The organism is Cellulomonas timonensis (assembly GCF_900046455.1).
GTDB lineage: Bacteria > Actinomycetota > Actinomycetes > Actinomycetales > Cellulomonadaceae > Cellulomonas_A > Cellulomonas_A timonensis.
Genome location: NZ_FCOT01000012.1, coordinates 216,904 through 240,564, shown reverse-complemented (window position 1 = coordinate 240,564; position 23,661 = coordinate 216,904). Strand labels below are relative to the sequence as shown.

The following is a 23,661-nucleotide window of genomic DNA, read 5'->3' as shown; positions in this document are numbered from 1 at the left end:
TCAGTCCTCCCACGTCTTCCAGGGCGCGCGGCCGCTGTCCCACAGGCCGTTCAGCTCGGTCCAGTCGCGGAACGTGTCCATGCCCATCCAGAACCCCTCGTGCTCGTAGACGCTCAGCTCGCGGTCGCGGGCCAGCTGCTGCAGGGGGGAGGTCTCGAGCATCACCGTCGGGTCGTCGTCGAGGTACTTGTCGACGAACTCGCGCTCGAAGAGGAAGAAGCCGCCGTTGACCCAGCCGTCGGCGAGGGTCGGCTTCTCGTTGAACTCCACGACCGTGGATCCCTCGACCCGCATCTCGCCGTAACGGCTGGAGGGGTGCACGCCGGTGAGGGTGCCGAGGCGGCCCTGGGCCAGGTGGTGCGCGAGCGCGGCGGAGATGTCCACGTCGCTGATGCCGTCGCCGTAGGTGAGCGCGAAGCGGTCGGCGTTGAGGTGTGGCGCGACGCGGCGGATGCGGGCGGCCGTCGCGGTGGTCAGGCCGGTCTCGACGAACGTGATCTCCCAGTCCTCGTCGCCCGCTGTGTTGTGGAAGACGGGGGTCTCGGGGCTGCGCAGGTTCAGCGTGAAGTCCGAGGTGAGGTGGTGGTAGTCGAGGAAGTACTGCTTGATCAGGTCGCTCTTGTACCCGAGGGCCAGCACGAACCGCCGGAACCCATGGCTCCCGTAGGCCTTCATGATGTGCCAGAGGATGGGGCGGCCGCCGATGTCGACAAGCGGCTTGGGCAGCTTCTCGCTCGCCTCGCGGAGTCGGGTGCCCATGCCGCCGCACAGGATGACGACGGGGATCTGGGCGGGATCGGCGCTCATGGGGCCTCCTAGGAGCAGGTGGGCGGATCGCGCATCTGCTCGAGAGTATCTGGGCGATTGCTATCAAACCATGCCTGACAGTGTGAAATCGGGCGCGACGAGAAGTGGGCGGCCAGGCGACTGGCGGTGGGGCGAGATGTCCTTTTGGTGGCGCTCCGGGGGCGCCCTGTGGGCAGAATGGCTCGACGGCCGACTCCCGACGCAGGTGGGGCAGCCGTGAGACGTCCGGGGGGATGGCGATGGGTGTGTCAGACGACGGTGTCGACCTGTCGGTGGTGATCGCCGCCTACAACGCCGCCGCCACGCTGCCGGCACAACTCGCCGCCTTGGCCGGGCAACGCGCGACCTGCACGTGGGAGGTCGTCCTCGCGGACAACGGCTCACATGACGGCACCGTCGCCGTCGCGCGGGCTTTCGCGGGCAGGTTGCCCGCACTGCGGGTCGTGGACGCGTCGGAGCGGCGGGGCGCGGCGGCCGCGCGCAACACGGGCGCCCAGGCGGCGCGGGGCCGGAGCCTGGCCTTCTGCGACGCCGACGACGTGGTGGCCGACGGCTGGGTGCAGTCCATGTTCGAGGCGTTGGCGCGGCACGACTTCGTCGCCGGCCGCTTCGACGGCGCACGGCTGAACACGCCCGACGTGCTGGCGTCGCGCGTCCTGCCGCAGTCCGACGGCCTGCAGGAGTCGGCGCTGCTGCCGGGCCTGCGGCACGCCGGGGCCGGCAACATGGGGGTGCGGGCGGACCTGTTCCGTCGCGTGGGCGGGTTCGACGAGGCGCTGCGCTGCCTCGAGGACACCGACCTGTGCTGGCGGATCCAGTTGAGCGGCGTTCCGTTGGCCTACGCCGACGAGGCGTTGGTGCACGTCCGGCTCCGCGCCGGGCTCCGCTCCACCGTCCGCCAGGGCTTCGCGTACGGAGCGGCGGAGCGCGGGCTCGCGCGCCGTTACGCCAACGTGGCAGCCGGCGCCGCCACTCGGCCGCCGCAGCCCGCCGTTGCCGCCGAGCAGCAGCCCGGCACGGCCGCCCGGCTGCTGCGCCGGGTGCTCGGCGTCGGCGCGGGGCTCGCCCGGGTGCGCCGGCGTGGCGAGCTGCTGGCCCTGTGCTGGTCCACCGCCTGGGGGCTGGGCTTCGCGCTCGGCCACGGGCCAGAGCCCGAGCCCGTGCGCTTGCCCCCGAAGGAGTCCCATGCCCCGTGACACCCGTGACGTGCTCGTGCTGCGCCGCGACCTGGGGCCGTTCGGCGCGCCGCTGGCCCCGGGCCGGCGCTGGGCGCTGCAGCCGATGGCCCCACTGGTGCGCCCACTGACCTGCACGGTGGCGGTGGCGACCACGCAGCGGGTCGCCGCCCTCACCTTCGATGACGGGCCCGATCCGGCGCACACCCCCGCGCTGCTCGACGTGCTCGCGCAGCGCGGCGTGCCCGCCACGTTCTTCGTCCTCGCGACGGCCGCGCGGACCTACCCCGCGCTGGTCCGCCGAATCGTCGAGGATGGGCATGAGCTCGCCCTGCACGGCTGGGACCATCGGCGGCTCAGCGGCCTGCCCACCTCCGAGGCGGTGGCGCTGGTGGCCGCCGCCCGGGACGAGGTCGAGCGGCTGTCAGGCGTCCCGGTGCGGCTGTTCCGGCCGGCCTACGGCGCGCACACCCCCGCACAGCTGCGCGGCTGGGCGCGGCTGGGGCTCGACGTGGTGCTGTGGTCCGGCTGGGCGGAGGACTGGCGGCACGACGAGGAGTCGGCAGTCGCCGCGCGGGCGCTCGCGGCGCTGACCCCCGGGGGGATCCTGCTGCTGCACGACGTGCGGGGGGACCCCGAGACCGCCGGGCTCGACGAGGAGCTCCCGCACTTCGACCGTGCGGATGTGCTGCGCCGGGTGCTCGACGGCGCGCGCGACTACACGTTCCGCACCGTGGGGGAGCTCTGCGCCACCCACCCCCGCATCCGCGCGGTGCTGCGGGACCTCATGGGCTGAGCCCGCCCGCCCCGGGCCGCGTCCTCAGCCCAAGGCGTCGAGCCTGTCCACGACGTGCCGCGCGATCTCCAGCGACGCGGTGGCCGCCGGCGAGGGCGCGTTGAGGACGTGCACCTGCCGTGGCCCGGTCTGCACCAGGAAGTCGTCCACGAGCGTCCCGTCCCGGCGCACCGCCTGGGCCCGCACCCCCGCCGGCGCCGGGCGCAGGTCGCCCGCCGTGATCGCGGGGACGAGCCTGGCCAGGCTGCGCGCGAAGGCCCGGGTGGACATGGAGCGCAGCACCTCGGCGGCGCCGGGGACCACGTTCCCGCGCGCGAGCCGCCACAGGCCCGGCCAGCCCAGCGCGTCCCGCACATCGTGGAGGCGCACGGTCGACCAGGTGTAGCCCTCCCGGGCGAGGGCCAGCACGGCGTTCGGGCCAGCGTGCACCGTGCCGTCGATCATCCGGGTCAGGTGCACGCCCAGGAACGGGAACCGGGGGTCCGGCACGGGGTAGACGAGCCCGCGCACCAGGCCGGCGGCGTCGGGCGCCAGTTCGAAGTACTCGCCGCGGAACGGCAGGATGCGCGCTTCGGGCTCGATCCCGGACGCCCGTGCCAGCCGGTCCGCGTGCAGCCCGGCGCAGGCGACCACGGCGTCGGCCTCGAGGTCCGCCTGGTCCGTGCGCACCTCCACCCCGATGCCGGCGCTGCGGATCGCGACGACAGCCTCGCCGAGCCGCACACTGCCGCCGCCGGCCTCGACGTCCTTCACCAGCGCGCGGCACACGCCGGGGTAGTCGACGATGCCGGTGGCCTCCACCCGCAGCGCCCCCACGCTGCGCACATGCGGCTCGTGCTCGCGGGCCTCGGCGGGGGTGACCAGCCGCGCCTCCACGCTGTTCGCCTCGGCACGCTGCGCCAGCCGGAGCAGGCCGGGCAGCTCGCGCTCGTCGGTGGCGACCACGAGCTTGCCGCAGGTCTGCACCGGGATGCCGCGCGAGCGCGCGTACGCCGTCATCGAGCGCGCCCCGGCGGCGCTCATCGTCGCCTTGAAACTTCCCGGCGCGTAGTACAGGCCCGAGTGGATGACGCCGGAGTTGCGGCCCGTCTGGTGCAGTGCGACGTCCGGCTCCTTGTCGACGACGGTGACCTCGTCCCCGCGCCCGGCTAGGCGGGCCGCGACGGCGAGCCCCACGATGCCGGCGCCCACGACCACGATGCGGCTCATGACCGGGCCCCTGTCGCCTCGACGAGCAGGCCGTCCCGCTCGATGAAGGCGTCGCCCGTGTCGGGGCATCGCCAGCGGCGGTCTGCGCCGTCGCCCGGTGGCGTCACCGCGCCGTCGGGCGCTCCGTCGTCAGGCACGCTGTCGTCGGGCACGAGCGCCTCGCCGGTGCGGCCGATCCACCGCACCCGCCGTGCCGGGACCCCGGCGACGAGCGCGAAGTCGGGCACGTCGCGGGTGACCACCGCGCCGGCGGCCACCATCGCCCAGCGGCCGATCACCACCGGCGCCACGCAGACCGCGCGGGCGCCCACGGCGGCGCCGGTGCGCACCGTCACTCCGACGGCGTGCCAGTCGTCGCCGGACTTCAGGGCGCCGTCTGGGTTGACGGCGCGCGGCAGGTGGTCGTTGGTCAGCACGACCCCGGGGCCGATGAACGCGCCGTCCTCGAGCACGGCGGGCTCGTAGACGAGCGCGTGGTTCTGGATCTTGCAGCGGTCGCCCACCCGGACGCCGGGGCCGAGGTAGGCGCCGCGCCCGATGACGCACTCGGCGCCGACGACGGCGTCCTCGCGGACCTGGGCCAGATGCCACACGCGGGCTCCGGGCCCGAGCGTCGCGCTGTCGTCGACATCAGCGCCCGGCGCCACGCGGGCGTCGGCGAGGGCGGGGTGCTGGGTCGTGGCTGTCATGCGGGCCTCCGTGGGTGGGGTGCGCCGATGGCCGCCCACCGTAGCGGGGGCCGGCGACGCGAGGCGGTGAGATTTCACCCGTTCCGCCTGATGTCCGTTTCATCACCTTCTCATCTATTCTGTCCGTGTTACGCCTCCGTACGCCATGGGCCTTGGGTCCCAGGCGGCGCGCCCACCAGGCCCTTCCCGTCGTCGATCCACTCACCTCTGCCACGCACTCGCCCTTGGAGCCCACATGACGCGCGTCCCCGGCCGCACCCCGTCCACGCGACGCGGCTCGGGCCCGGCGATCCTCCTGGCGATCATCCTCACGGCCGGCGCTGTCGTGGCTGCGCCGTCTGAGGCCGTCGCCTCGGTCGCCGCCGCGGCTGACCCGTGCGCCGCCGGCGCGAACCCGATCGTGTGCGAGAACTCCAAGGGCGGCACGGACCCGTCGGTGTGGGACGTCGAGTCCGCCGGCGACGACTCGATCCAGGGGTACGCCACGGACATCTCGGTGGACGTCGGCGACCGCATCGACTTCAAGATCGACACCGACGCCACCGCGTACACCGTCGACATCTACCGCACCGGCTGGTACGGCGGGAAGGGCGCCCGCTTCATCACCTCTGTGCCGGGCGCCGTGCGGGACCGTCCGCAGCCCGAGTGCCGCAGAGACGCCGCCACCGAGCTGTACGACTGCGGCGAGTGGTCGGTCTCCGCGTCGTGGGCGGTGCCCAGCACCGCCGTCTCCGGGGTGTACATCGCCCACCTGCGCCGCCCGGACACGGGCGACGAGAGCCACATCACCTTCGTCGTGCGCGACGACGCGAGCCACTCCGAGGTGGTGTTCCAGACCTCCGACACCACGTGGCAGGCCTACAACACCTACGGCGGCTCGAGCTTCTACCAGGGCGCGGCCAACGGCCGGGCGTACAAGCTCAGCTACAACCGCCCTTTCGCGACGCGCGGCCACCAGGGCGGTCGCGACTTCTACTTCAGCTCCGAGTTCGCGATGGTGCGGTTCCTCGAGCGCAACGGCTACGACGTGAGCTACATCGCGGGCGTGGACGCCGACCGGAACGGGTCGCTCCTGGCCAACCACGAGGTGTTCCTCTCGGTGGGGCATGACGAGTACTGGTCGGGGCCGCAACGCGCGAATGTGGAGGCGGCCCGGGACGCGGGCCTCGACCTCGCGTTCTTCAGCGGCAACGAGGTGTACTGGCGCACCCGCTTCGAGCCGGCCGCGGTGGGGGACCCGGTGCCGCACCGCACGCTCGTCTCGTACAAGGAGACCTGGGGCGGGGCCAAGATCGACCCCTCGCCGGAGTGGACGGGGACGTGGCGCGACCCCCGGTTCGCCGCGCGCTCGGTGGGCGCGGGGCGGGCCGAGAACGGGCTGACCGGCACGCTCTACATGTCCAACGACTCGGACCTGCCCGTGACCGTCTCGGCGGATGAGGGCCGCCTGCGGCTGTGGCGCGGCACGTCGCTGGCCTCGCTGGCGCCCGGGACGAGCGCCGAGCTGGCGCCGCACACCGTCGGCTACGAGTCCAACGAGGACCTGGACAACGGCGAGCGGCCGGCCGGCCTCATCCGGTTGTCCACGACCACCGGCGCGGTGCCCGAGTACCTGCAGGACTACGGCAACCAGACGGCGCCCGGCACGACCACGCACCACACCACGCTGTACCGGGCGCCCAGCGGCGCCCTCGTGTTCTCCGCCGGCAGCGTGCAGTGGGCGTGGGGGCTGGACCAGACCCACGACGGGGAGGGCGCCCCGGCCGACCCGCGCATGCAGCAGGCGACGGTGAACCTGCTGGCCGACATGGGCGCCCAGCCCACGACGCTGATGACAGGGCTCACGGCCGCGGCGCGCTCCACCGACACCCGCGGGCCGACGGTCGCGATCACGTCCCCGGCGTCGGGATCCGCCGTGCCGAGTGGTTCGTCCGTGACCCTCACCGGGACGGCTGCGGACGTCGGCGGCGGCCGGGTCGCGGGAGTCGAGGTGTCCACCGACAGCGGGGCCACATGGCATCCGGCCACCGGCCGCGAGACGTGGACGCACACGTATGTCCTAACCGGCCAGGGTGGAGCGGTGCCCGTGCGGGCCCGTGCCGTCGACGACAGCGCGAACATCGGGGCCGCCACGACGCTGAGCCTCGCCGTCTCCTGCCCGTGCAGCGTCTTCGGGGCGCAGGAGCCCGCCGTGCCCGCCACGAACGACGCCGGCGCCGTCGAGCTCGGGCTGCGGTTCAGCGCCACGATGGACGGGTACGCCACCGGGGTCCGCTTCTACAAGGGCGCCGGCAACACGGGGGCCCACACCGGCTCGCTGTGGAGCACCGCAGGCGCCCGGCTCGCCACGGTGGCGTTCACGGACGAGACCGAGACGGGCTGGCAGTCCGCCGAGTTCTCCGCGCCCGTCGAGCTCGCCGCGGGCACGACGTACGTGGTGTCCTACACCGCGCCGAACGGCCACTACGCCGTGGCGTCCCATGCCTTCACCCCGGGCGGTGTGGAGGCTGCGCCGCTCCGGGTCGCGGGCGGGTTCGGAGCCCAGCCCGCCGGGGTGTTCCAGGGCGGCGCCGGGTTCCCGACGCTGAGCCACCAGAACAGCAACTACTACGTCGACGTGCTGTTCGACACCGTCGACGGCACCCCCCTCACCGCGAGCGGCCAACAGCCCGTGAACGGCGCCACGAGCGTGCCGCCGGGGGCGCCGATCTCCGTACTGCTGTCCAAGCCGACCGCGCACGATGTCGCGATCGCCGTCATCGACGGGTCGGGGCAGCCGGTCGCCGGCAGCACGGCCTTCGACGCCGTGGCGCGGACCGCGACGTTCACGCCCGACGCCGCGCTCGCGCCCTCGGCCCAGCACACCGCGCGGGTCACGGCACTCGACGCGCTGGGCCGGCCGATCGCCGGGGCAGCCTCGTGGTCGTTCACCACGGCGGCGCCCGACCGCGACCCGGCGACGTGCCCGTGCTCGCTGCTCGACGACTCCACCGCGCCCGTGACGCCCACGGCCAACGACGCGCAGGCCGTGACTGTGGGGGTGCGCTTCGCGAGCGCCTCGGCGGGCAAGGTGAGCGCCCTCCGGTTCTACAAGGGGCTCGGCAACACGGGCACGCACACCGGCACGCTGTGGGCTGCGGACGGCACGGCGCTCGCCACCGCCACCTTCACCTCGGAGAGCGTCACCGGGTGGCAGACCGCGACATTCGCCCAGCCCGTCGCCCTCGCGAAGGACACCGAGTACGTCGCCTCCTACCGCGCGCCCGCCGGGCGGTACTCGGTGACCCCGACCGCGTTCGGATCGCAGGGCCTGCAGCGCGGGCCGCTGCGGACCACGGCCAGCGGTGGCGCGTACACCTACGGCACGGGCTTCCCCGGCATCCGGACGTCCACCGGCTACCTCGTGGACGTCGTGTTCCACCCCGATCCCGAGCCGTTGGCCGTCGTCGCGCAGTCGCCCGCCCCGGCCGATCCGGGCTCAGCGCTCACCGCGCCCGTGACCGCCGCCTTCAACGTCCCGCTCGCCTCCGCCGCCACCGTCACGGTGACCGCCGCGGGGCGTGCCATCGCCGGCGCCACCACGCTGTCCGCCGATCGCCGCACGGTGACGTTCACACCCGCGGCGCCGCTGGCCGTGTCCACGCAGCACGTCGTGACGGTCACCGGCGCGGTGTCGGTGGACGGGGTGTCGGCGCCACCGGCGAGCTGGAGCTTCACCACCGTCTCCGCCGACGGCTGCCCGTGCACGATGTTCGGCGCGCAGGTCCCCGCGACCGGGTCGAGCAACGACGGCGGCGCCGTGGAACTCGGCGTCACGTTCACGCCCATCGAGGACGGCCAGGTCACGGGTGTGCGCTTCTACAAGGGCGCGGGCAACATCGGCACGCACACCGGCTCGCTGTGGACGGCGGACGGCGCCCGGCTCGCCACCGTGACGTTCACCAACGAGAGCGCCAGCGGCTGGCAGACCGCGACCTTCGCGGCGCCGGTGGCCGTCGAGCCGGGCACGTCCTACGTCATCTCGTACCTGGCGCCGCAGGGGCATTACTCCGCGACGCCGTCGTTCTTCGCCTCGGCCTGGGAGGCGGGGCCGCTCACCGCGCCCGCCGGGGGCAACGGGCGTTACGTCTACGGGGGAGGGTTCCCCCGCGGCTCATGGCAGTCGACCAACTACTTCGTCGACGCCGTCTTCCAGCGCGGGGCGCCCGCGGCCCCCGTTGTCGTCTCGCAGGCGCCGCCCTCGGGAGCGAGCGCGGTGTCCACGCGCGCGACGGTCTCCGCGGTGCTCTCGAAGGCGCCCGCGCAGGGCACGCCGGTGCTGGCCCTCACCGGCCCGTCTGGGGCGGTGGCCGGGACGAGCGCCTTCGACGCGGCGACGCGCACGGTGCTGTTCACGCCCGCTGCGCCGCTGCCCGCCGGCGTGGTGGTGGCCGCGTCGCTGACGCTCGGGGGCCAGGCGCTCGCGGGTGGCGCGTGGAGCTTCACCACGTCGGCCGCGCCTCCGGATGGGGCGTGCCCGTGCTCGCTGTGGTCGGACGCCGAGGCGCCTGCCCTCGCGAACGTCGCCGACGGCGCCGCGGTGCAGGTCGGCACGCGGTTCTCGTCAAGCGTCGTCGGGACGGTCACGGCCGTGCGGTTCTACAAGGGCCCGCAGAACACCGGCGCGCACACCGTGAACGTGTGGGACGGGGAGGGGAACCTGCTCGCCACGGCGCCCTCGACCGCCGAGTCGGCCTCGGGATGGCAGACGGTGGAGCTCGCGTCGCCGGTGCCCGTCGCCGCGGGCCAGGTGCTCGTGGCGGCCTATCACTCGAGCGCCGGGCGGTACGCCCACGAGCCCGGCGCGCTCGCGGACAGCCGCATCCGTGGCCCGCTGTCGACGCTGCCCCTCGGCGGCGCCTACGTCTACGGCACAGGCTTCCCGGCCTCGGCCTCGGCGGCCTCCTACGGAGTCGACGTGGTCTTCGAGACCACGGGCTGAACGGCCCACCCGGAGCCGCCCATCGAGTGAAAGAATGTCCGAATTGGGTAGAGATCAGCCCATTCTGTCCCACACTGGAGACCCACGATGAAGGAGCACGATGTCTGAGCGCGATCCGCTGCGGGCCGCCGTGATCGGGGCCGGCTACTGGGGCCCGAACCTCGCCCGCAACTTCCGCACCAGCCCCGACTGGGACCTCGTGGCGGTGTGCGACCTCGACGAGAACCGCGCCCGCCGTGTCGTCGGCCCGCGCAGCACCGTGGACGTCATGACGTCGGCCGCCGAGCTGCTCGCGCGCGACGACGTGGACGCCGTCGCCATCGCGACACCCGCCCGCACCCACGCCCCGCTCGCCCTGGCGGCGCTCGACGCGGGCAAGCACGTGCTCGTCGAGAAGCCCGTCGCCGACCACAGCGGAGCCGCCCGCCAGATGGTGGCGCGCGCCGCCGAGCGCGGGCTCGTGCTCATGGTCGACCACACGTTCTGCTACACGCCGCCCGTGCTCAAGATGCGCGAGCTGATCGCGGAGGGCGCCCTGGGCGACGTGCACTTCATCGACTCGGTGCGGATCAACCTCGGCATCGTCCAGCCCGACGTGGACGTGTTCTGGGACCTGGCGCCGCACGACCTGTCGATCCTCGACTTCATCCTCCCGGGCGGACTGGTGCCCACCGGGGTCGGCGCCCAGGGCGCGGACCCCCTCGGCGCCGGCCAGGCCTGCGTCGGCTACCTGACGCTGCCGCTGGCCGACGGCGCCATCGCGCATGTGCACGTCAACTGGCTCAGCCCCACGAAGATCCGCCAGATGGTGGTGGGCGGGTCGCGGCGCACCCTCGTGTGGGACGACCTCAGCCCGCAGCAGCGGCTCACCGTGTACGACCGCGGCGTGGACCTCGGGCAGCCGCTGCCGGACCGCGCCACGGCGAACGTGTCCTACCGACTCGGCGACGCCTGGGCGCCCGCGCTGCCCGAGCGGGAGGCCCTCGGGCTGATGGTCGCCGAGCTCGCCGCGAGCATCCGCGAGGGCCGGGCGCCCCGCACCGACGGGAACGCCGGGCTGCGCGTGCTCGACGTGCTCGAGTCCGCCTCCCGCAGCCTCGCCGACGGGGGCCGCCTCACGCCGCTCACCACCTCGGCTGCCGCATCCGCCACCACACCCACGCTGGAGACCGTCGCATGAGCACGCTGCAAGGAGCCCGCATCCTGGTGACCGGAGGGGCCGGCACCATCGGCTCCACGCTGGTGGACCAGCTTCTCGACGTCGGGGCCTCGCACGTCGTCGTCCTGGACAACCTGGTGCGCGGCCGCCGCGAGAACCTCGCCGACGCGCTCGCCTCTGGCCGCGTGGACCTCGTCGAGGGGGACCTGCGGGACCGGGACCTGGTGCACGACGTCACGCGCGGCCAGGACCTCGTCTTCCACCAGGCGGCCATCCGCATCACGCAGTGCGCGGAGGAGCCCCGGCTGGCCCTCGAAGTGCTCGTCGACGGGACATTCACCGTCCTGGAGGCCGCGGTGGAGCACCGGGTGCAGAAGGTCGTCGCCGCGTCCAGCGCGTCGGTGTACGGGCTGGCGGAGCAATTCCCGACGGGGGAGCGGCACCACCACCACAACAACGACACGTTCTACGGCGCCGCGAAGTCCTTCAACGAGGGCATGGCCCGCAGCTTCCGCGCGATGCACGGCCTCGACTACGTGCTGCTGCGGTACTTCAACGTCTACGGGCCGCGCATGGACGTGCACGGCCTCTACACCGAGGTGCTGGTGCGCTGGATGGAGCGGATCGCGGATGGGCTGCCGCCGCTGATCTTCGGCGACGGGCTCCAGACGATGGACTTCGCGTTCACCCGGGACATCGCCCGCTCGAACGTGCTCGCGGCATCGAGCGATGTGGTCGAGGGCGTCTACAACATCGCGTCGGGGACCGAGACGTCGCTGCTGGGCCTCGCGCAGGCGCTGTTGCGGGCGATGGACTCCGACCTGTCCGTGGAGCACGGCCCCGAGCGCGCGGTCAACGGCGTCGCCCGCCGGCTCGCCGACACCACGGCGGCACGCGTCGACCTGGGGTTCGAGGCGCAGGTGGGGCTCGAGGACGGGCTGCGCGAGCTCGTCGACTGGTGGCGCCCGCAACGCGACGAGATCGCGGCCGGGCGCGGGCTGGTGGCGGCGTCGTGACCGGGGACGGCGGAGCCGCGGAGCCGCGATCGCTGAGCCGCATCGACGTCATGCGCCCGTGGCTGGGCGCCGCCGAGGTCGAGGCGCTCACCGAGGTGATCAGCTCCGGCTGGATCGCGCAGGGTCCCCGGGTGGCGCAGTTCGAGGAGGAGTTCGCCGAGGCGCAACGGGCCGGCTTCGCCGTCGCGACCTCCTCCTGCACCACGGCGCTGCACCTCGCGCTGATCGTGGCCGGAGTCGAGCCCGGCGACGACGTCGTGGTGCCGTCCTTCTCCTTCGTCGCGACGGCCAACGCCGTGGTGCACGCCGGCGCGCGGCCCGTGTTCGCCGATGTCGACGCCGTGACCGGGAACGTCACCGGCGCCACGGTCGCCGCGGCGCTGACCCCGCGCACCAGGGCCGTGATCGTCGTCGACCAGGGCGGCCAGCCCGTCGACCTCGAGCAGGTCCGGGCCGAGTGCGACCCGCGCGGGATCGTGGTCGTGGAGGACGCGGCATGCGCCGCCGGGACCACCTACCTCGGACGCCCGGCCGGCGCCGGCGCCGAGATCGCGGCGTGGTCCTTCCACCCCCGCAAGCTCCTCACCACCGGAGAGGGCGGCATGATCACCACGGCGCGCCCCGACTGGGCCGAGCGCGCCCGACGCCTGCGCGAGCACGCCATGAGCGTCTCCGCCGCCGAGCGGCACGCCAGCGTCCTCGCGCCCGCCGAGCAGTACCTCGAAGTCGGCTTCAACTACCGGATGACCGACCTGCAGGCCGCCGTCGGCATCGTGCAGCTCGGGCGCTTGCGGGACATCGTGGCGCGGCGTCGCTCGCTGGCCGCCGAGTACGCCGCGCACATCGCCCAGATCCCGGGGCTGCGCGCCGTGGCCGATCCGGCCTGGGGCGCCAGCAACTTCCAGTCCTACTGGGTGGAGGTCGGCCCGGGGTTCCCGCTCGACCGCGACGGGCTGCTGGCGCACCTCGCCACCGCCGGCATCTCCGCACGGCGCGGGATCATGGCCATCCACCGGCAGCCCGCCTACGCGGACGGCGACCATGGCGGCCAGCCGCTGCCGGTCACCGAGCACCTCACCGACACCACGCTCATCCTGCCGCTCCACCACGAGCTCACCGGCGCCGACCAGGCGCGGGTCGTCAACGCGCTCCGCTCGGCCGCGGGGCTGGCGGGCGCGGCGTCGCCCGGCGAGCAGGAGCTAGGCCACGGCGAGCCGGTCGGCGCCGGTCGGCACGAGGCGGGTGGGGCGTATGGCGCGCAGCACTGACGGCACGGCGCGAACGCCCCGCAGGGATGCGCCGAAGCCCAGCCAGGCTCCCCGCGAGTCGGCTCCCCGCCAGGGGCCTTCGACGGCAGGCGAGGGCCCGGACGCGTCGCCAATCGTCCTCGTCGCGGCCGGCGGACTGGGCCGCGAGGTCCTCGCGCTGCTGCGCGCGGCCGGTGAGGACGTCGCGGGCTTCCTCGACGACTCGCCTGCGCTGCGCGGCGGCTCGGTGGACGGGGCGCCCGTCCTCGGCGGCATCGAGCACATCGCGACGCTGCCCCACGCGCGCGTCCTCGTCTGCGCGGGGCAGGGCTCCGCGCGTGCGGCACTCGTGGCGCGGCTCGCCGAGCACGGCGTCGGGGAGGAGCGCTGGGCTAGGGCGATCCATCCCGGCGTCGAGGCGCCGGAGGGCTGCGTGGTCGGACCGGGCGGCATCCTGCTCGCGGGTGTCGTGCTGACCGCCTCGGTCACCGTGGGCGCGCACGTCGTGGTCATGCCGCAGGCCACCCTCACCCACGACGTGGTCGTCGAGGACTTCGCGACGCTGTGCGCGGGCGTCAGCCTGGGCGGCGGGGTCGTCGTGGGGCGCGCCGCCTATGTGGGGATGAACGCGTCGGTGCGGCAAGGGGTGCGCGTGGGCGCGGGCGCCACCCTCGGGATGGGCGCGGCGCTGCTCAGCGACCTGCCGGACGGCCAGACCTGGGTGGGTGTCCCGGCGCGCGCACGGGGCGAGGGCCCGGCGGCGGGGCGGCATCGGGCCGACACCACTCTCGCCCCGGCTCCGCAGGCCGACGACGTCGCGCTCGCGCAGGCGGCCCTGGCCGTGGACCTCGCCGCGCCGACGAACTTCGCCCTGCCCGACGCGCCCGCCCTGCCCGACGAGCCCGTGAGGGCGCGAGAGGAGGCAGACCGTCGGGGGTGGGGGCGGACGGGGGGGCGCCGAGCGGGGGCCGGGCGGGGCGGGCGGAGGGGGGAGAGAGGCGCCCACCGGCCCAGCCAGCCGACACGGGGAAGGCCCGACCCGCCATGATGGGCCCCTGCTACAACTACGGCCGCTACCTGCCCCAGGTCGTGGCGAGCGTGCTGACCCAGGAGAGGGTGCGCGCGGACGTGGTGATCGTCGACGACGCGTCCACCGATGACTCGCTGGAGGTCGCGCGCGCCCTCGCGGACGCCGACGCGCGCGTCACCGTCCTGGCCCACGAGGTCAACCGTGGGCACATCGCCACGTACAACGACGGGTTCGCGCTGGTGCGGGGGACGTACGTGGTGCTGCTCTCCGCGGACGACCTGCTGGCGCCCGGCGCGCTCGCCCGGGCCACGGACCTGATGGAGGCGCGGCCGTCCGTCGGCCTGGTCTACGGCCTGCCGGAGTCGTTCTCGACCCCGGCCCCGCCCCGTCCGGGCTGGCGTCCGGTCTCGTGGACGCTCTGGGGCGGCGCCGAGTGGATCGGGTGGGCGAGCCGCCGCGGCCGCTGCTTCATCCTCTCGCCCGAGGTGGTGATGCGGACGGCGGCGCTGCGCGAGGTCGGCGACTACAACCCCGCGCTGCCGCACTCGGCGGACCTCGAGTACTGGCTGCGCACCGCGGCCCGGTGGGACGTCGGGCGGGTCAACGGGCCCGTCCACGCCCACTACCGGGTGCACGAGGCCAACATGCACCTCACGGCCTTCGCCACCATGCTCGTGGACCTGCGCCACCGGCTCGCCGCGTTCGCCGTCCTCGACCAGCCCCAGACCCGCGCCCTGCTGCCGGGCGCCCCGGCGCGGTGGCAGCGGGCCCGGCGCGCCCTCGCCCGCGAGGCCCTGGTGCTCGCCGCCCGCGACCTGGACGCCGGAGCCGACCCCGCCACCGCGGCGCAACTCGCGGACTTCGCGGAGGAGGCCTGGCCGGCCAGCGCCGCGTGGCCGCGCGCCCGCGCCGTGCGCCGCACGCTCGTCCACGCGACGTCGGGCCGCAGGCCCACCCAGGCCCAGGGAGTCATGCGGGCCGCCCGCGACCTCGCCGACCGGGTCCGCTGGAAGGTCTGGCGGATCGTGGGGATCTCGTGACGGAGCCCGCGGCTAGCGGACTCCCGGCGGCCGACGCCGGGCTCGCCCCGCGCGTGCGCAGCGGCGCACTGTGGGGCGCTGCCAACGTGGCGGCGTCGCGGGTGCTGACCTTCGTCTCGACGATCATCGTCGCCCGGCTCGTCGCCCCCGAGCACTTCGGGGTGCTGGCCATCGCGATCGTCGTGCAGACCATCGCGCTGAACGCCGCCGAGCTGGGCGTCACCGCCTCGCTGGCGCGCGGCGACCGGGACCCCGCCGAGCTCGCGCCCACGGTCTGGACGATCTCCCTGGCGAACAGCGCAGGGCTCACCGCCGCGATGGTGCTGGGCGCGCCGTGGTTGGCCGGGGTGCTGGGCGACCCGGCCGCCGCGCCCGTGATCCAGGTGCTCGCGCTCACCGTGCTGCTCACCGGCGTCTCGTCGGTGCCGACGGCGCTGATCTGGCGGGACTTCCACCAGCGCCGGCGCATCCTCGTGGACCTCGCGAACATCATCGTGAGCCTGGCGCTGGTGATCCCGATGGCCCAGGCCGGCTGGGGCGCCTACGCGCTCGCCTGGTCGCGCGTCGGCGGGCAGCTCGTGGCGACGGCCGGGTACCTGATCGTCAGCCCGACGCGCCACCGGCCGGGCTTCGACCGCCGGGTGGCGCGGGACGTGCTGCGGATGGGGCTGCCGCTGGCCGCCGCGAACCTCATCGTCTTCGCGACGCTGAACATCGACTACGTCGTCATCGGCCGCACGCTCGGCACCGTCGAGCTGGGGCTGTACCTGTTGGCGTTCAACCTGGCGAGCCTGCCCAGCAGCGTGTTCACCGCGATCATCCGCACCGTGGCCGTGCCGACGTTCGGGCGGCTGTTCACGGCGGGCCGCCTGGCGCCGGCGATCCCGCTCGTGGTCGAGGGGATCGCGCTCGTGTCGTTCCCGGTGTGCGCGCTGTTGGCCGCCCTGGCGCAGCCGCTGGTCACTGGCGTGTACGGCGGTCCGTGGTCGGGCGCCGCAGCGGCGATGCTCGGGCTGGCGGTGTTCGCCGCGGCGCGCGTGCTGGCCGAGGTGTTCGCGGATCTGAGCGTGGGCGCGGGCCGGACGGTCGGGCTGTTCTGGGTGCAGGTCGCCTGGTGCGCGGCCCTGGCGCCCGCGATGGCGCTCGCGGTGGCGCGGTGGGGCCTGGCGGGCGCGGGGGTCGCGCACGCCGTGGTCGCGGTGGCTGTCGTCGTGCCGCTGTACGTGCTGGTGCTGCGCCGTGCGGTGGCCACGCCGGTGTCCCCACTCGTCCGGGCCGTGGCGCCCGCGCTCGCGGGCAGCGTCGCCTGCGGGCTCGCCGCGGCCTGGGCGGCCGGCCTGGTCGACTCGCCGCTGCTCGCCGCTGTGCTCGGCGGCCTGGTCGGTCTGGCCGTCCACGCGGGCCTCACGGCGCCGTGCTGGTCGACACTGCCGCGCCGCGCGCGGGCTGCGGGACAGGTCGACGTGCCGCAGCCCATCAGCTCTGAGCCTGCCCGGCGGGACTCGCCGGCGCGCACCACCCGGGGGCCGGACGCGTCCCCGGGAAGCAACGTCGAGGAGGTCGTGGCATGAGCATCCCCCTGGTGGACCTTGGGGCCCAGCAACGCGAGATCGACGCGGAGGTGGGCCCCGCGCTGCGGGCGGTCTTCGAGTCCACAGCGTTCGTGGGCGGACCCCAGGTGGCCGCCTTCGAGGCCGAGTACGCCCGCTACCTCGGGGTGTCGAGCTGCGTGGGCGTCGCGAACGGCACCGACGCGCTGGAGCTCGCGCTGCGCGCGGTCGGCGTCGGGCCCGGGGACGAGGTGGTGCTGCCCGCCAACACCTTCATCGCCACCGCGGAGGCGGTGCTGCGTGCCGGCGCGACACCGGTGCTGGTCGACGTGGACCCCGCGCACCTGCTGCTCGACCCGGCACTGGCGCCCGCCGCGGTGACCGATCGCACGGCCGCCATCGTGCCCGTGCACCTGTTCGGCCAGCCAGCCCCCGTCGAGTTGCTCGCCCCGCTGGCCGCCGCCGTCGGCGCCGTCATCGTCGAGGACGCGGCCCAGGCACAGGGGGCCCGGCGCCACGGGACGGCTGCCGGGGCGCTCGGCGCTGTGGCCGCCACCAGCTTCTACCCGGGGAAGAACCTGGGCGCCGCGGGGGACGCGGGGGCGGTCACCACGAACGACCCCGACATCGCGCAACGAGTCCGGCTGCTCGGGGCGCACGGCAGCGCCGTGAAGTACCGGCATGACGCCGTCGGCTTCAACTCGCGCCTCGACACGATCCAGGCGGTGGTGCTCTCCGCGAAACTGCGGCGCCTGGAGCGGTGGAACGAGCAGCGCCGGGCGGCCGCGCAGCGGTACGGCGAGCTGCTCGCGGGCGTCGACCACGTGGCCGCCCCCACCACGGCCCCGGGGAACCTCGACGTGTGGCACCTGTACGTGGTGCGCGTGCCGGAGCGCGACCGCGTGCTCGCGGCGCTGCACGCGGCGGGCATCGGCGCGGGGGTGCACTACCCGGTGCCCCTGCACCTCACCGGCGCCCTGGCGTCGCTGGGCCACGGCCCCGGGGACTTCCCCGTGGCCGAGGCGGCAGCGGGCGAGATCCTCTCGCTGCCATTGCACCCGCACGTGGAGCCGGCTCAACAGGACCGCGTCGTCGAGGTGCTCGACAAGGCGCTGCGCGACCTGTGAGCGCCGCGACGGCGTGCCCATCGCACGCAGGCAGGAGGACGAGATGACCATCTCGGCACGACATGTGGCACGGTTCGCCCGGCGGCACGGGGTCCGCGAGCTGATCCGGCGCGGGATCCGGCGGCTCGCGGCACGCTTGGACGCGCAGGCGCCCGACCTGCCGCTGCTGGCCGGCGACGTCGCGGACTCCACCCGGGTGCGGTTGGCCTCGCCGCCGGTGCGCCCCCGCCGCGCGCGCCCGCTGCATATCGGGTGGCTGTGCACGCCGCCGTCGCTGGGCTCGGGCGGCCACACCACGATGTTCCGGATGATCGAGGCGCTGGAGGCCGCCGGGCACACCTGCACGGTGTTCCTGTACGACCGGCATGGCGGCGATGTGCGCGAGCAGGCGGCTGTCGTGCGCGCGGGCTGGCCGGGAGTGCAGGCGCGCATCCTCAGCGCGGACGGCGGCATCGTCGGCGTCGACGCGTGCGTGGCCACGTCCTGGCCCACGGCGCATGTGCTGGCGTCGCGGGGCACGATGCCGATGCGGCGGCTGTACTTCGTGCAGGACTTCGAGCCGTACTTCTTCCCGCGCGGGTCGCGGTACGCGCTCGCCGAGGACAGCTACCGGCTCGGCCTGCGGATGATCGCACTGGGGGAGATGGTCGCCGGCACGCTCGCCCGCGAGGTGGGGGTGGACGTGGACGTGGTCCCGTTCGGCTGCGACACCGACACGTACGCGCTGGATCCCGCGTCACCGGCCGCCGCCGCAGCGGCAGACGGCGCCCGAACCGGCGTCGTGCTCTACGCCAAGCCGGGCGTCGGCCGCCGCGGCTACCTGCTCGCACGGCTGGCCCTCGAGCAGTTCCACGCCCGCCACCCCGAGCAGGAGATCCACGCCTACGGCGAGCGGTTCACCGATGTCACCTTCCCCGTGACGTGGCACGGGCGGCTCACCCCGGTCGAGCTCGCCGCGCTGTACCGGCGCTGCTCGGCGGGCTTCGCGCTGTCCTTCACCAACATCTCCCTTGTCGCGGAGGAGATGCTGGCCGCCGGGCTGGTCCCCGTGGTCAACGACCACCCGGACGCGCGCGCCGACCTGGTGAGCCCGCATGTGGTGTGGGCGCCGCCGACCCCGGGCGGCCTCGCAGCCGGCCTGGAGCGTGCCCTCGCCTGCCCGGAGCCGCGCTCGGTGCTGGCCGCCAGCGCGCGGCAGGGCTGGGGGCCAGCGCAGCGGGGCGTGGTGCGGATCATCGAGGAGGCGGTCTACGGGGCCGCCGACGTGAGGCCGTCCCGCCCTGGGCACGACGCGCCGGCAGTTCGCGCGACCCCCCACCCGGGAGCAGCGGCCAGTCAGGAGGCAGCCGTCAGCCAGGAGGCAGTGGGGCCGGGGCCCGCGAGCTCTCGTCCCGCAGCCACGTCCTGAAGTCGCCGCGGCGCACCGCGCGCCGCGCCCGAGCCCGGGCGACGAGCGCCACCGCCAGGAAGACTCCGGCCTTCGGCGCGGACGACGGCCGCTCACGGACGAGGCGGGCCAGCATGCCCGGGGAGGTCGTGGCCGCCGCGCCGCGCAGCCCGGCGCCGTCCGCCTGCGCGTTGCCCGTCGCCACCCGCACCCGTCGCCGCACCAGGTCGCGCAGCGTCCGCGGCGGCCGCACCACGACGACGGCCCCGGGCACGATGACGCGCTCGGCTGGGGTGAACGCCTCGGACATCACCAGGTCGTCGGACAGCATGGACGGCAGCCCGCGCAGCCGCGCATGGCCCTTGGCGGACAGGGCCACGACCCCGCGTCCGAACAGCCCGTCGCGGACCTGCGGCAGTCGTTCCCAGACGTCGTAGTACCACCGCACGGGCCAGTCCACGCCGTCGCGCGGCACCTGGCGCTCCGGCCCTGCCGCCAGCGGGCCGCCGTCGAGCCCGCCGTCGAGTGCTGCGGCGAGCGCGGCGATCGACGCGGCGGTGATCTCGACGTCCGCGTCGACGTACACGCGCGGGAAGGTGGCGGTGGCCTCATCGCCCCGGCGCAGGGCGCCTGGCTTGCCCGCGGCGGCGAGCTCGACCACCGTGACCGTCGACAGCCCGCCGGGCGCCAGGGCCACGCGCCGCGCGACGTCGGCTGTGCGGTCGGCGCAGCCGTTGCACACCACGACCACCTCGAGCGCGATGTCCGGGTCGCTGGTCAGCGCGCTGAGCAGCCGCGCGATCGTGCGCTCCTCGTCGTGGGCCGGGACCACCACGCCGGCCACCGGGCCAGGCCTGTCCGCGGAACGCGTCGTCATGAGCCCGCCCGTTGTCGGACGGCGGCACGCCGATCGTCGCCAGCGCCTCCGCCCACCGCCGCGGCGAGCATGACCCGCGCGTACAGCGCTTCCGCCTCGTCGATCTTGGCCTCCCACAGCCCGACCCGCTCCATCCGCAGGCGGGCAGCCCTGCCCATCGCCGCGCGCAGCCCCAGGTCGGCGGCGAGACGCTCGATCGCGGCGGCGAGGTCGACGGCGAGCGCGTCGGGCGTCGTGACGGGCAGCCGGATCGCGCATGCGTCGTCGACGGCGCTCGCGGGCCCTCCCCGGTCGGCCACGATCACCGGGAGCCCGTGGCCCATCGCCTCGAGGACCACGTTGCCGCCGGGCTCGCGGTAACTGGGGAAGACGAAGACGTCGGCCGCCCGGTAGTGGGCCTCGACGGTGGCGCGGTCCTGGCGGCCGTGGAACGTCACGTGCTGGGCGACCCCGAGGTCGCGGGCCAGCGCCTCGCAGGCCTCACGGTCCGGCCCGTCGCCCACCACGTCGAGCCGCGCGCGTCCGTGGGGGAGCAGGCTGAGCGCCCGCACCACGTCACGGGCGCCCTTGGTGCGCACCAGGCGGCCGACATGCAGCAGCCGCAGCGGGCCGTCATGCGGGAGGCGCGGCTCGAGGTCCGGGAGCTCGGGCAGCGCCGTCTCGCTGAGCGTGACGAGCTCGCGCACGGGCACGTCGGCGAGGTGCTCGGCGACGTACGGGGCGATGCCGAGCACGATCGAGGCGTCGCGGTAACTCCGGCGCAGCAGCGGGTCGTGTGCGAGCCGCCAGCGGTCCAGCGTCCGCAGGCCCACGTACCAGGGGGCGGTGTCGTCGGTGGGGAAGCCGGGCGGGTCGGTGAGGCCGCCGCCCACGGGCCCCAGCAGCCACGGGATGCCGAGGCCGGCGAGTGGCGACGGGTAGCGCGTGGCCACGGGGGCGGGCTGGTGGGCCACGTCGAAGCGCTCCCCGCGGGCGAGCGCGGCGCGCGCCCAGCGGCGGGCGCGCACGTGGAACGCCGCGTAGCCGGGCTTCAGCAGGCTGTTGAGCCGTTCGGCGCGCCCGAGCCCGGGCGGATCGGGCCATTCGATGACGCGGACGCCGGGGAGCTGGGGCGTCGCCGGGGGCCGGTCACGCTTATGGGACGTGAGCAGCGTGACGTCATGGCGTCGTCCCAGCCGTGAGGCCCACTGGTGGGCGACCCACGCCTCGCCCACGTCGGTGCCGTCGCACGTCGGCGCCACGAGGAGGATGCGGGTCACGCGTCGACGATAGCGTCGGATGTCGGGTTTGAGACGAAAAAGACCGATCTTCACCCCTAGGATGGCGCGCGTGATCAGCACCCCCGAGGTCGTCGTGGTCGTCGTGACGCACAACAGCGCGCTCGACCTCGACCCGCTGCTGGACAGCCTGCCCGCCGCGCTCGGCTCCCTCGCGGCCGAGGTCGTCGTCGTGGACAACGGCTCCACCGACGGCACCGCCGATCTCGCCCGGGCCCGGGCCGACTGCCTCGTTCTGGCGCAGGCGAACCGGGGCTACGCGGCGGGCATCAACGCCGGCGCCGACGCCATGCCAGGCGCGGGGCTGGTCCTGGTGCTCAACCCCGACGCGCGACTGGCGCCCCATGCAGTGGAGCTGATGGTCGAGGCCCTGAAGCGCACCGGCGCCGGGATCGTCGCCCCGCGCGTCGTGGACGACCAGGGGCGGCTGACCTGGTCGCTGCGCCGGGCCCCGACGCTCGGCCGCGCCACGGGGCTGGGCTTCACCGGGTGGCCGGCCGTCAGCGAGCACGTCACCGACCCGGGGGCCTACACGGCCGAGCATTTGGTGGACTGGGCGCTCGGCGCGGTCCTGCTCGTTGATCGCGCCTGCCACGACGCGCTGGGCGGCTGGGACGAGTCGTTCTTCCTCTACTCCGAGGAGACGGACCTGTGCCTGCGGGCCGCCGACGCGGGCTGGCGCACCGTCTACACGCCGCATGCCGAGGTGAGGCACTCCGGGGGCGGGTCGGGGCGCACGCCGCGCACGCACGCCATGCAGATCGTCAACCGGGTGCGCCTGTACGCGCGCCGCCACCGCCCGCCCGCCAGCGCCCTCTACTACGCCCTTGTCGTGGCCAGCGAGCTGAGCTGGCTCGCCCGCGGGCATCAGGAATCGCGCGCGTCCCTGGCCGCGCTGCTGCGCCCCGGCCGCAGGCCCGCCGAGCTCGGCTGCCCCCCGGCCCTCGTCCCGCGCTGAGGCCCCTCAGCCCTGCGGCGTCGGGATCGTGGACCCGTCGTCGTCCCACACGTTCCCGCTCCACGTGTTGCCGCCACCCGAGGTGTACGCGGTGACGGGGCCGTAGGAGCCGCCCCGCGCGTAGTACGAGCGCGCGAAGCGGTTGCCGATCACACTGATGTTCGTGGCCGTCGACGCCTTCCCGTTGTTGGCGCCCGCGTACAGCGTGTACCCGCCGCCGGCCAGCAGGTTGCCCTCGATGAGCCTGTTCGCCTGCGGGCCGAAGTCCTGGAACAGGCTCACCGCGTCCGTCTGCGAGTGCGGGTTGAGGATCGTGTTGCCGCGGATGGTGAGCTGCGTGGCGCCACCGCCGCTGGTGGTGCCGTTGAGGTGGTCGCCCTCGGCCAGCCCTAGGTCGTGGATGTAGTTGCCCTCGATCAGCCCGCTGTCGATCTGCACCCCGGTGGACGTGTGCCAGATGTCGTTGCGCCGGATCACGGAGCCCGTCGAGTCGCCGTAGACGTCCTTGACGCCCACCAGCAGGCGTTGCGGGCCGCTGCCCGTCGGCCCCGAGATCTCGCAGTCCTCGATCGTGACGTCCTGCGCATGGCGCAGCGAGACCCCGTTCCCCTCGCCCGAGACCACGATCTGCGAGGCGCGCACCACGGCGCCGCGCCCGGAGACCTCCACCGTGGCGGTGGTGGTGATCCCCTCCAGCACCGCGCCATCGCCGTCGACGGTGATCCAGCCGCGCTCGTCGTAGTGCCAGCCCGGCCCGGAGGTGAGCTCCTGGGGCACCGCGCGCAGCACGGTCCCGGCGGGGACGCCGGTGGTGCTGGCGTCGGGGAACCCGCAGCTGCTCGGCTTCGCGGCGCAGCCGTTGGCCGGCCGTGTGCCTCTGCCGCCAGGGGGGGCCGCGGCCTCCGGCGTCGAGCCCTTGGGCGCCGCAGCCGTGGCTCCGGGGGCGGCGTCGGGCGCGGCGGTGCTGGCGGGATCGGCGCTCAGGACTCCGTCCGGCGCGGTGCTGGCGCCCGGCGTGCCCGGCGCGGGGGTGGGGACGTGCCGCTGCCATGGCCGGCGGGCGGCCTCGGACTCGGCGTGATCGTCGTCGGACGCGGCGGTGGCGGCGGCCGAGGCGCGCGGCCCGTGCCACCCGGGGTGAGCGCTCGCGGCGGGCTCGGCGCCCATCACCGTGACGAGCAGCGCGAGGGCCAGGGCGGCGCCGTGGGCTGCCTGCCGGGTGCGGAAGCGGGAGGTGTGTCGCGGCCCGCGATGGGCGCCGCGAGGGCTCCGGGGTGCGGAGGTCGGCGTCATGGGTGAGGGCTCCCCGATCATCGGTCGGGTGGTCTTCCGGCGC

Annotated in this window: 18 protein-coding genes; 12 read left to right on the top strand and 6 right to left on the bottom strand. The window is 74.9% G+C overall.

Annotated features, from left to right (window positions below; translation table 11 throughout):
- Complete coding sequence (gene rfbF / locus BN3788_RS09505) at positions 1-807, bottom strand: glucose-1-phosphate cytidylyltransferase (RefSeq protein WP_066585005.1); 807 nt, start codon at positions 805-807, stop codon at positions 1-3.
- A gap of 239 nt (positions 808-1,046) precedes the next feature.
- On the opposite strand from rfbF, the gene BN3788_RS09500 reads away from it, so the two are divergent.
- A complete protein-coding gene (locus tag BN3788_RS09500) occupies positions 1,047-2,003 on the top strand; it encodes a glycosyltransferase family 2 protein (protein WP_159066881.1) in 957 nt (318 codons plus the stop codon).
- Positions 1,993-2,778 (top strand): polysaccharide deacetylase family protein, encoded by a 786-nt coding sequence (locus BN3788_RS09495; RefSeq protein WP_066585002.1) that lies wholly within the window; start codon positions 1,993-1,995, stop codon positions 2,776-2,778. Before BN3788_RS09500 ends, BN3788_RS09495 begins: the two co-directional genes overlap by 11 nt.
- Positions 2,779-2,802: 24 nt before the next feature.
- Here BN3788_RS09495 and lhgO read toward each other — a convergent pair whose 3' ends face one another.
- Together lhgO and BN3788_RS09485 are read right to left on the bottom strand one after the other, a co-directional pair.
- Positions 2,803-3,987 carry an L-2-hydroxyglutarate oxidase gene (gene lhgO / locus BN3788_RS09490; RefSeq protein ID WP_066584999.1) on the bottom strand — a complete coding sequence of 395 codons (1,185 nt, stop codon included), beginning with the start codon at positions 3,985-3,987 and terminating at the stop codon, positions 2,803-2,805.
- Entirely contained in the window at positions 3,984-4,676 is a 693-nt protein-coding gene (locus BN3788_RS09485) for an acyltransferase (protein ID WP_066584997.1), read from the bottom strand. The genes lhgO and BN3788_RS09485 overlap by 4 nt, the downstream gene beginning before the upstream one ends.
- A 235-nt stretch (positions 4,677-4,911) precedes the next feature.
- On the opposite strand from BN3788_RS09485, the gene BN3788_RS09480 reads away from it, so the two are divergent.
- From BN3788_RS09480 to BN3788_RS09440, 9 genes are all read left to right on the top strand, one after another.
- Positions 4,912-9,657 carry a DUF4082 domain-containing protein gene (locus BN3788_RS09480; protein WP_066584995.1) on the top strand — a complete coding sequence of 1,582 codons (4,746 nt, stop codon included), beginning with the start codon at positions 4,912-4,914 and terminating at the stop codon, positions 9,655-9,657.
- Between the two features lie 100 nt (positions 9,658-9,757).
- On the top strand, positions 9,758-10,837 hold the full coding sequence (locus tag BN3788_RS09475; protein WP_066584992.1) for a Gfo/Idh/MocA family protein: 1,080 nt from the start codon (positions 9,758-9,760) through the stop codon (positions 10,835-10,837).
- Positions 10,834-11,832 carry an NAD-dependent epimerase/dehydratase family protein gene (locus tag BN3788_RS09470; protein ID WP_066584988.1) on the top strand — a complete coding sequence of 333 codons (999 nt, stop codon included), beginning with the start codon at positions 10,834-10,836 and terminating at the stop codon, positions 11,830-11,832. Before BN3788_RS09475 ends, BN3788_RS09470 begins: the two co-directional genes overlap by 4 nt.
- Positions 11,833-11,882: 50 nt before the next feature.
- On the top strand, positions 11,883-13,100 hold the full coding sequence (locus BN3788_RS09465) for a DegT/DnrJ/EryC1/StrS family aminotransferase (RefSeq protein WP_082812893.1): 1,218 nt from the start codon (positions 11,883-11,885) through the stop codon (positions 13,098-13,100).
- Positions 13,084-14,127 carry a NeuD/PglB/VioB family sugar acetyltransferase gene (locus tag BN3788_RS20080; RefSeq protein WP_187138374.1) on the top strand — a complete coding sequence of 348 codons (1,044 nt, stop codon included), beginning with the start codon at positions 13,084-13,086 and terminating at the stop codon, positions 14,125-14,127. The genes BN3788_RS09465 and BN3788_RS20080 overlap by 17 nt, the downstream gene beginning before the upstream one ends.
- Positions 14,124-15,149 (top strand): glycosyltransferase family 2 protein, encoded by a 1,026-nt coding sequence (locus BN3788_RS09455; protein ID WP_159066880.1) that lies wholly within the window; start codon positions 14,124-14,126, stop codon positions 15,147-15,149. Before BN3788_RS20080 ends, BN3788_RS09455 begins: the two co-directional genes overlap by 4 nt.
- Positions 15,146-16,720 carry an oligosaccharide flippase family protein gene (locus tag BN3788_RS09450; RefSeq protein WP_066584982.1) on the top strand — a complete coding sequence of 525 codons (1,575 nt, stop codon included), beginning with the start codon at positions 15,146-15,148 and terminating at the stop codon, positions 16,718-16,720. The genes BN3788_RS09455 and BN3788_RS09450 overlap by 4 nt, the downstream gene beginning before the upstream one ends.
- Positions 16,717-17,826 (top strand): DegT/DnrJ/EryC1/StrS family aminotransferase, encoded by a 1,110-nt coding sequence (locus BN3788_RS09445; protein WP_066584979.1) that lies wholly within the window; start codon positions 16,717-16,719, stop codon positions 17,824-17,826. Before BN3788_RS09450 ends, BN3788_RS09445 begins: the two co-directional genes overlap by 4 nt.
- A 43-nt stretch (positions 17,827-17,869) precedes the next feature.
- On the top strand, positions 17,870-19,234 hold the full coding sequence (locus BN3788_RS09440; RefSeq protein ID WP_066584976.1) for a rhamnosyltransferase WsaF family glycosyltransferase: 1,365 nt from the start codon (positions 17,870-17,872) through the stop codon (positions 19,232-19,234).
- Here the strand turns inward: BN3788_RS09440 and BN3788_RS09435 are convergent.
- The gene (locus BN3788_RS09435; RefSeq protein ID WP_066584973.1) at positions 19,176-20,090 is read right to left on the bottom strand and encodes a glycosyltransferase; all 915 of its coding nucleotides are present in this window, start codon (positions 20,088-20,090) and stop codon (positions 19,176-19,178) included. The two genes, BN3788_RS09440 and BN3788_RS09435, sit on opposite strands and share 59 nt — an antisense overlap.
- Entirely contained in the window at positions 20,087-21,349 is a 1,263-nt protein-coding gene (locus BN3788_RS09430) for a glycosyltransferase family 4 protein (RefSeq protein ID WP_082812763.1), read from the bottom strand. Before BN3788_RS09430 ends, BN3788_RS09435 begins: the two co-directional genes overlap by 4 nt.
- A 70-nt stretch (positions 21,350-21,419) precedes the next feature.
- On the opposite strand from BN3788_RS09430, the gene BN3788_RS09425 reads away from it, so the two are divergent.
- Positions 21,420-22,325 carry a glycosyltransferase gene (locus BN3788_RS09425; protein ID WP_159066879.1) on the top strand — a complete coding sequence of 302 codons (906 nt, stop codon included), beginning with the start codon at positions 21,420-21,422 and terminating at the stop codon, positions 22,323-22,325.
- A 6-nt stretch (positions 22,326-22,331) separates the two neighbouring features.
- On the opposite strand, the gene BN3788_RS09420 is transcribed toward BN3788_RS09425, so the two are convergent.
- Positions 22,332-23,618 carry a right-handed parallel beta-helix repeat-containing protein gene (locus tag BN3788_RS09420; RefSeq protein WP_066584969.1) on the bottom strand — a complete coding sequence of 429 codons (1,287 nt, stop codon included), beginning with the start codon at positions 23,616-23,618 and terminating at the stop codon, positions 22,332-22,334.
- Positions 23,619-23,661: the final 43 nt, after the last annotated feature.

Excerpts from the sequence above, each read along its gene's own strand:
- rfbF (WP_066585005.1), bottom strand. The coding sequence starts at position 807 with ATGAGCGCCGATCCCGCCCAGATCCCCGTCGTCATCCTGTGCGGCGGC.
- BN3788_RS09500 (WP_159066881.1), top strand. The coding sequence starts at position 1,047 with ATGGGTGTGTCAGACGACGGTGTCGACCTGTCGGTGGTGATCGCCGCC.
- BN3788_RS09495 (WP_066585002.1), top strand. The coding sequence starts at position 1,993 with ATGCCCCGTGACACCCGTGACGTGCTCGTGCTGCGCCGCGACCTGGGG.
- lhgO (WP_066584999.1), bottom strand. The coding sequence starts at position 3,987 with ATGAGCCGCATCGTGGTCGTGGGCGCCGGCATCGTGGGGCTCGCCGTC.
- BN3788_RS09485 (WP_066584997.1), bottom strand. The coding sequence starts at position 4,676 with ATGACAGCCACGACCCAGCACCCCGCCCTCGCCGACGCCCGCGTGGCG.
- BN3788_RS09480 (WP_066584995.1), top strand. The coding sequence starts at position 4,912 with ATGACGCGCGTCCCCGGCCGCACCCCGTCCACGCGACGCGGCTCGGGC.
- BN3788_RS09475 (WP_066584992.1), top strand. The coding sequence starts at position 9,758 with ATGTCTGAGCGCGATCCGCTGCGGGCCGCCGTGATCGGGGCCGGCTAC.
- BN3788_RS09470 (WP_066584988.1), top strand. The coding sequence starts at position 10,834 with ATGAGCACGCTGCAAGGAGCCCGCATCCTGGTGACCGGAGGGGCCGGC.
- BN3788_RS09465 (WP_082812893.1), top strand. The coding sequence starts at position 11,883 with ATGCGCCCGTGGCTGGGCGCCGCCGAGGTCGAGGCGCTCACCGAGGTG.
- BN3788_RS20080 (WP_187138374.1), top strand. The coding sequence starts at position 13,084 with ATGGCGCGCAGCACTGACGGCACGGCGCGAACGCCCCGCAGGGATGCG.
- BN3788_RS09455 (WP_159066880.1), top strand. The coding sequence starts at position 14,124 with ATGATGGGCCCCTGCTACAACTACGGCCGCTACCTGCCCCAGGTCGTG.
- BN3788_RS09445 (WP_066584979.1), top strand. The coding sequence starts at position 16,717 with ATGAGCATCCCCCTGGTGGACCTTGGGGCCCAGCAACGCGAGATCGAC.
- BN3788_RS09440 (WP_066584976.1), top strand. The coding sequence starts at position 17,870 with ATGACCATCTCGGCACGACATGTGGCACGGTTCGCCCGGCGGCACGGG.
- BN3788_RS09435 (WP_066584973.1), bottom strand. The coding sequence starts at position 20,090 with ATGACGACGCGTTCCGCGGACAGGCCTGGCCCGGTGGCCGGCGTGGTG.
- BN3788_RS09420 (WP_066584969.1), bottom strand. The coding sequence starts at position 23,618 with ATGACGCCGACCTCCGCACCCCGGAGCCCTCGCGGCGCCCATCGCGGG.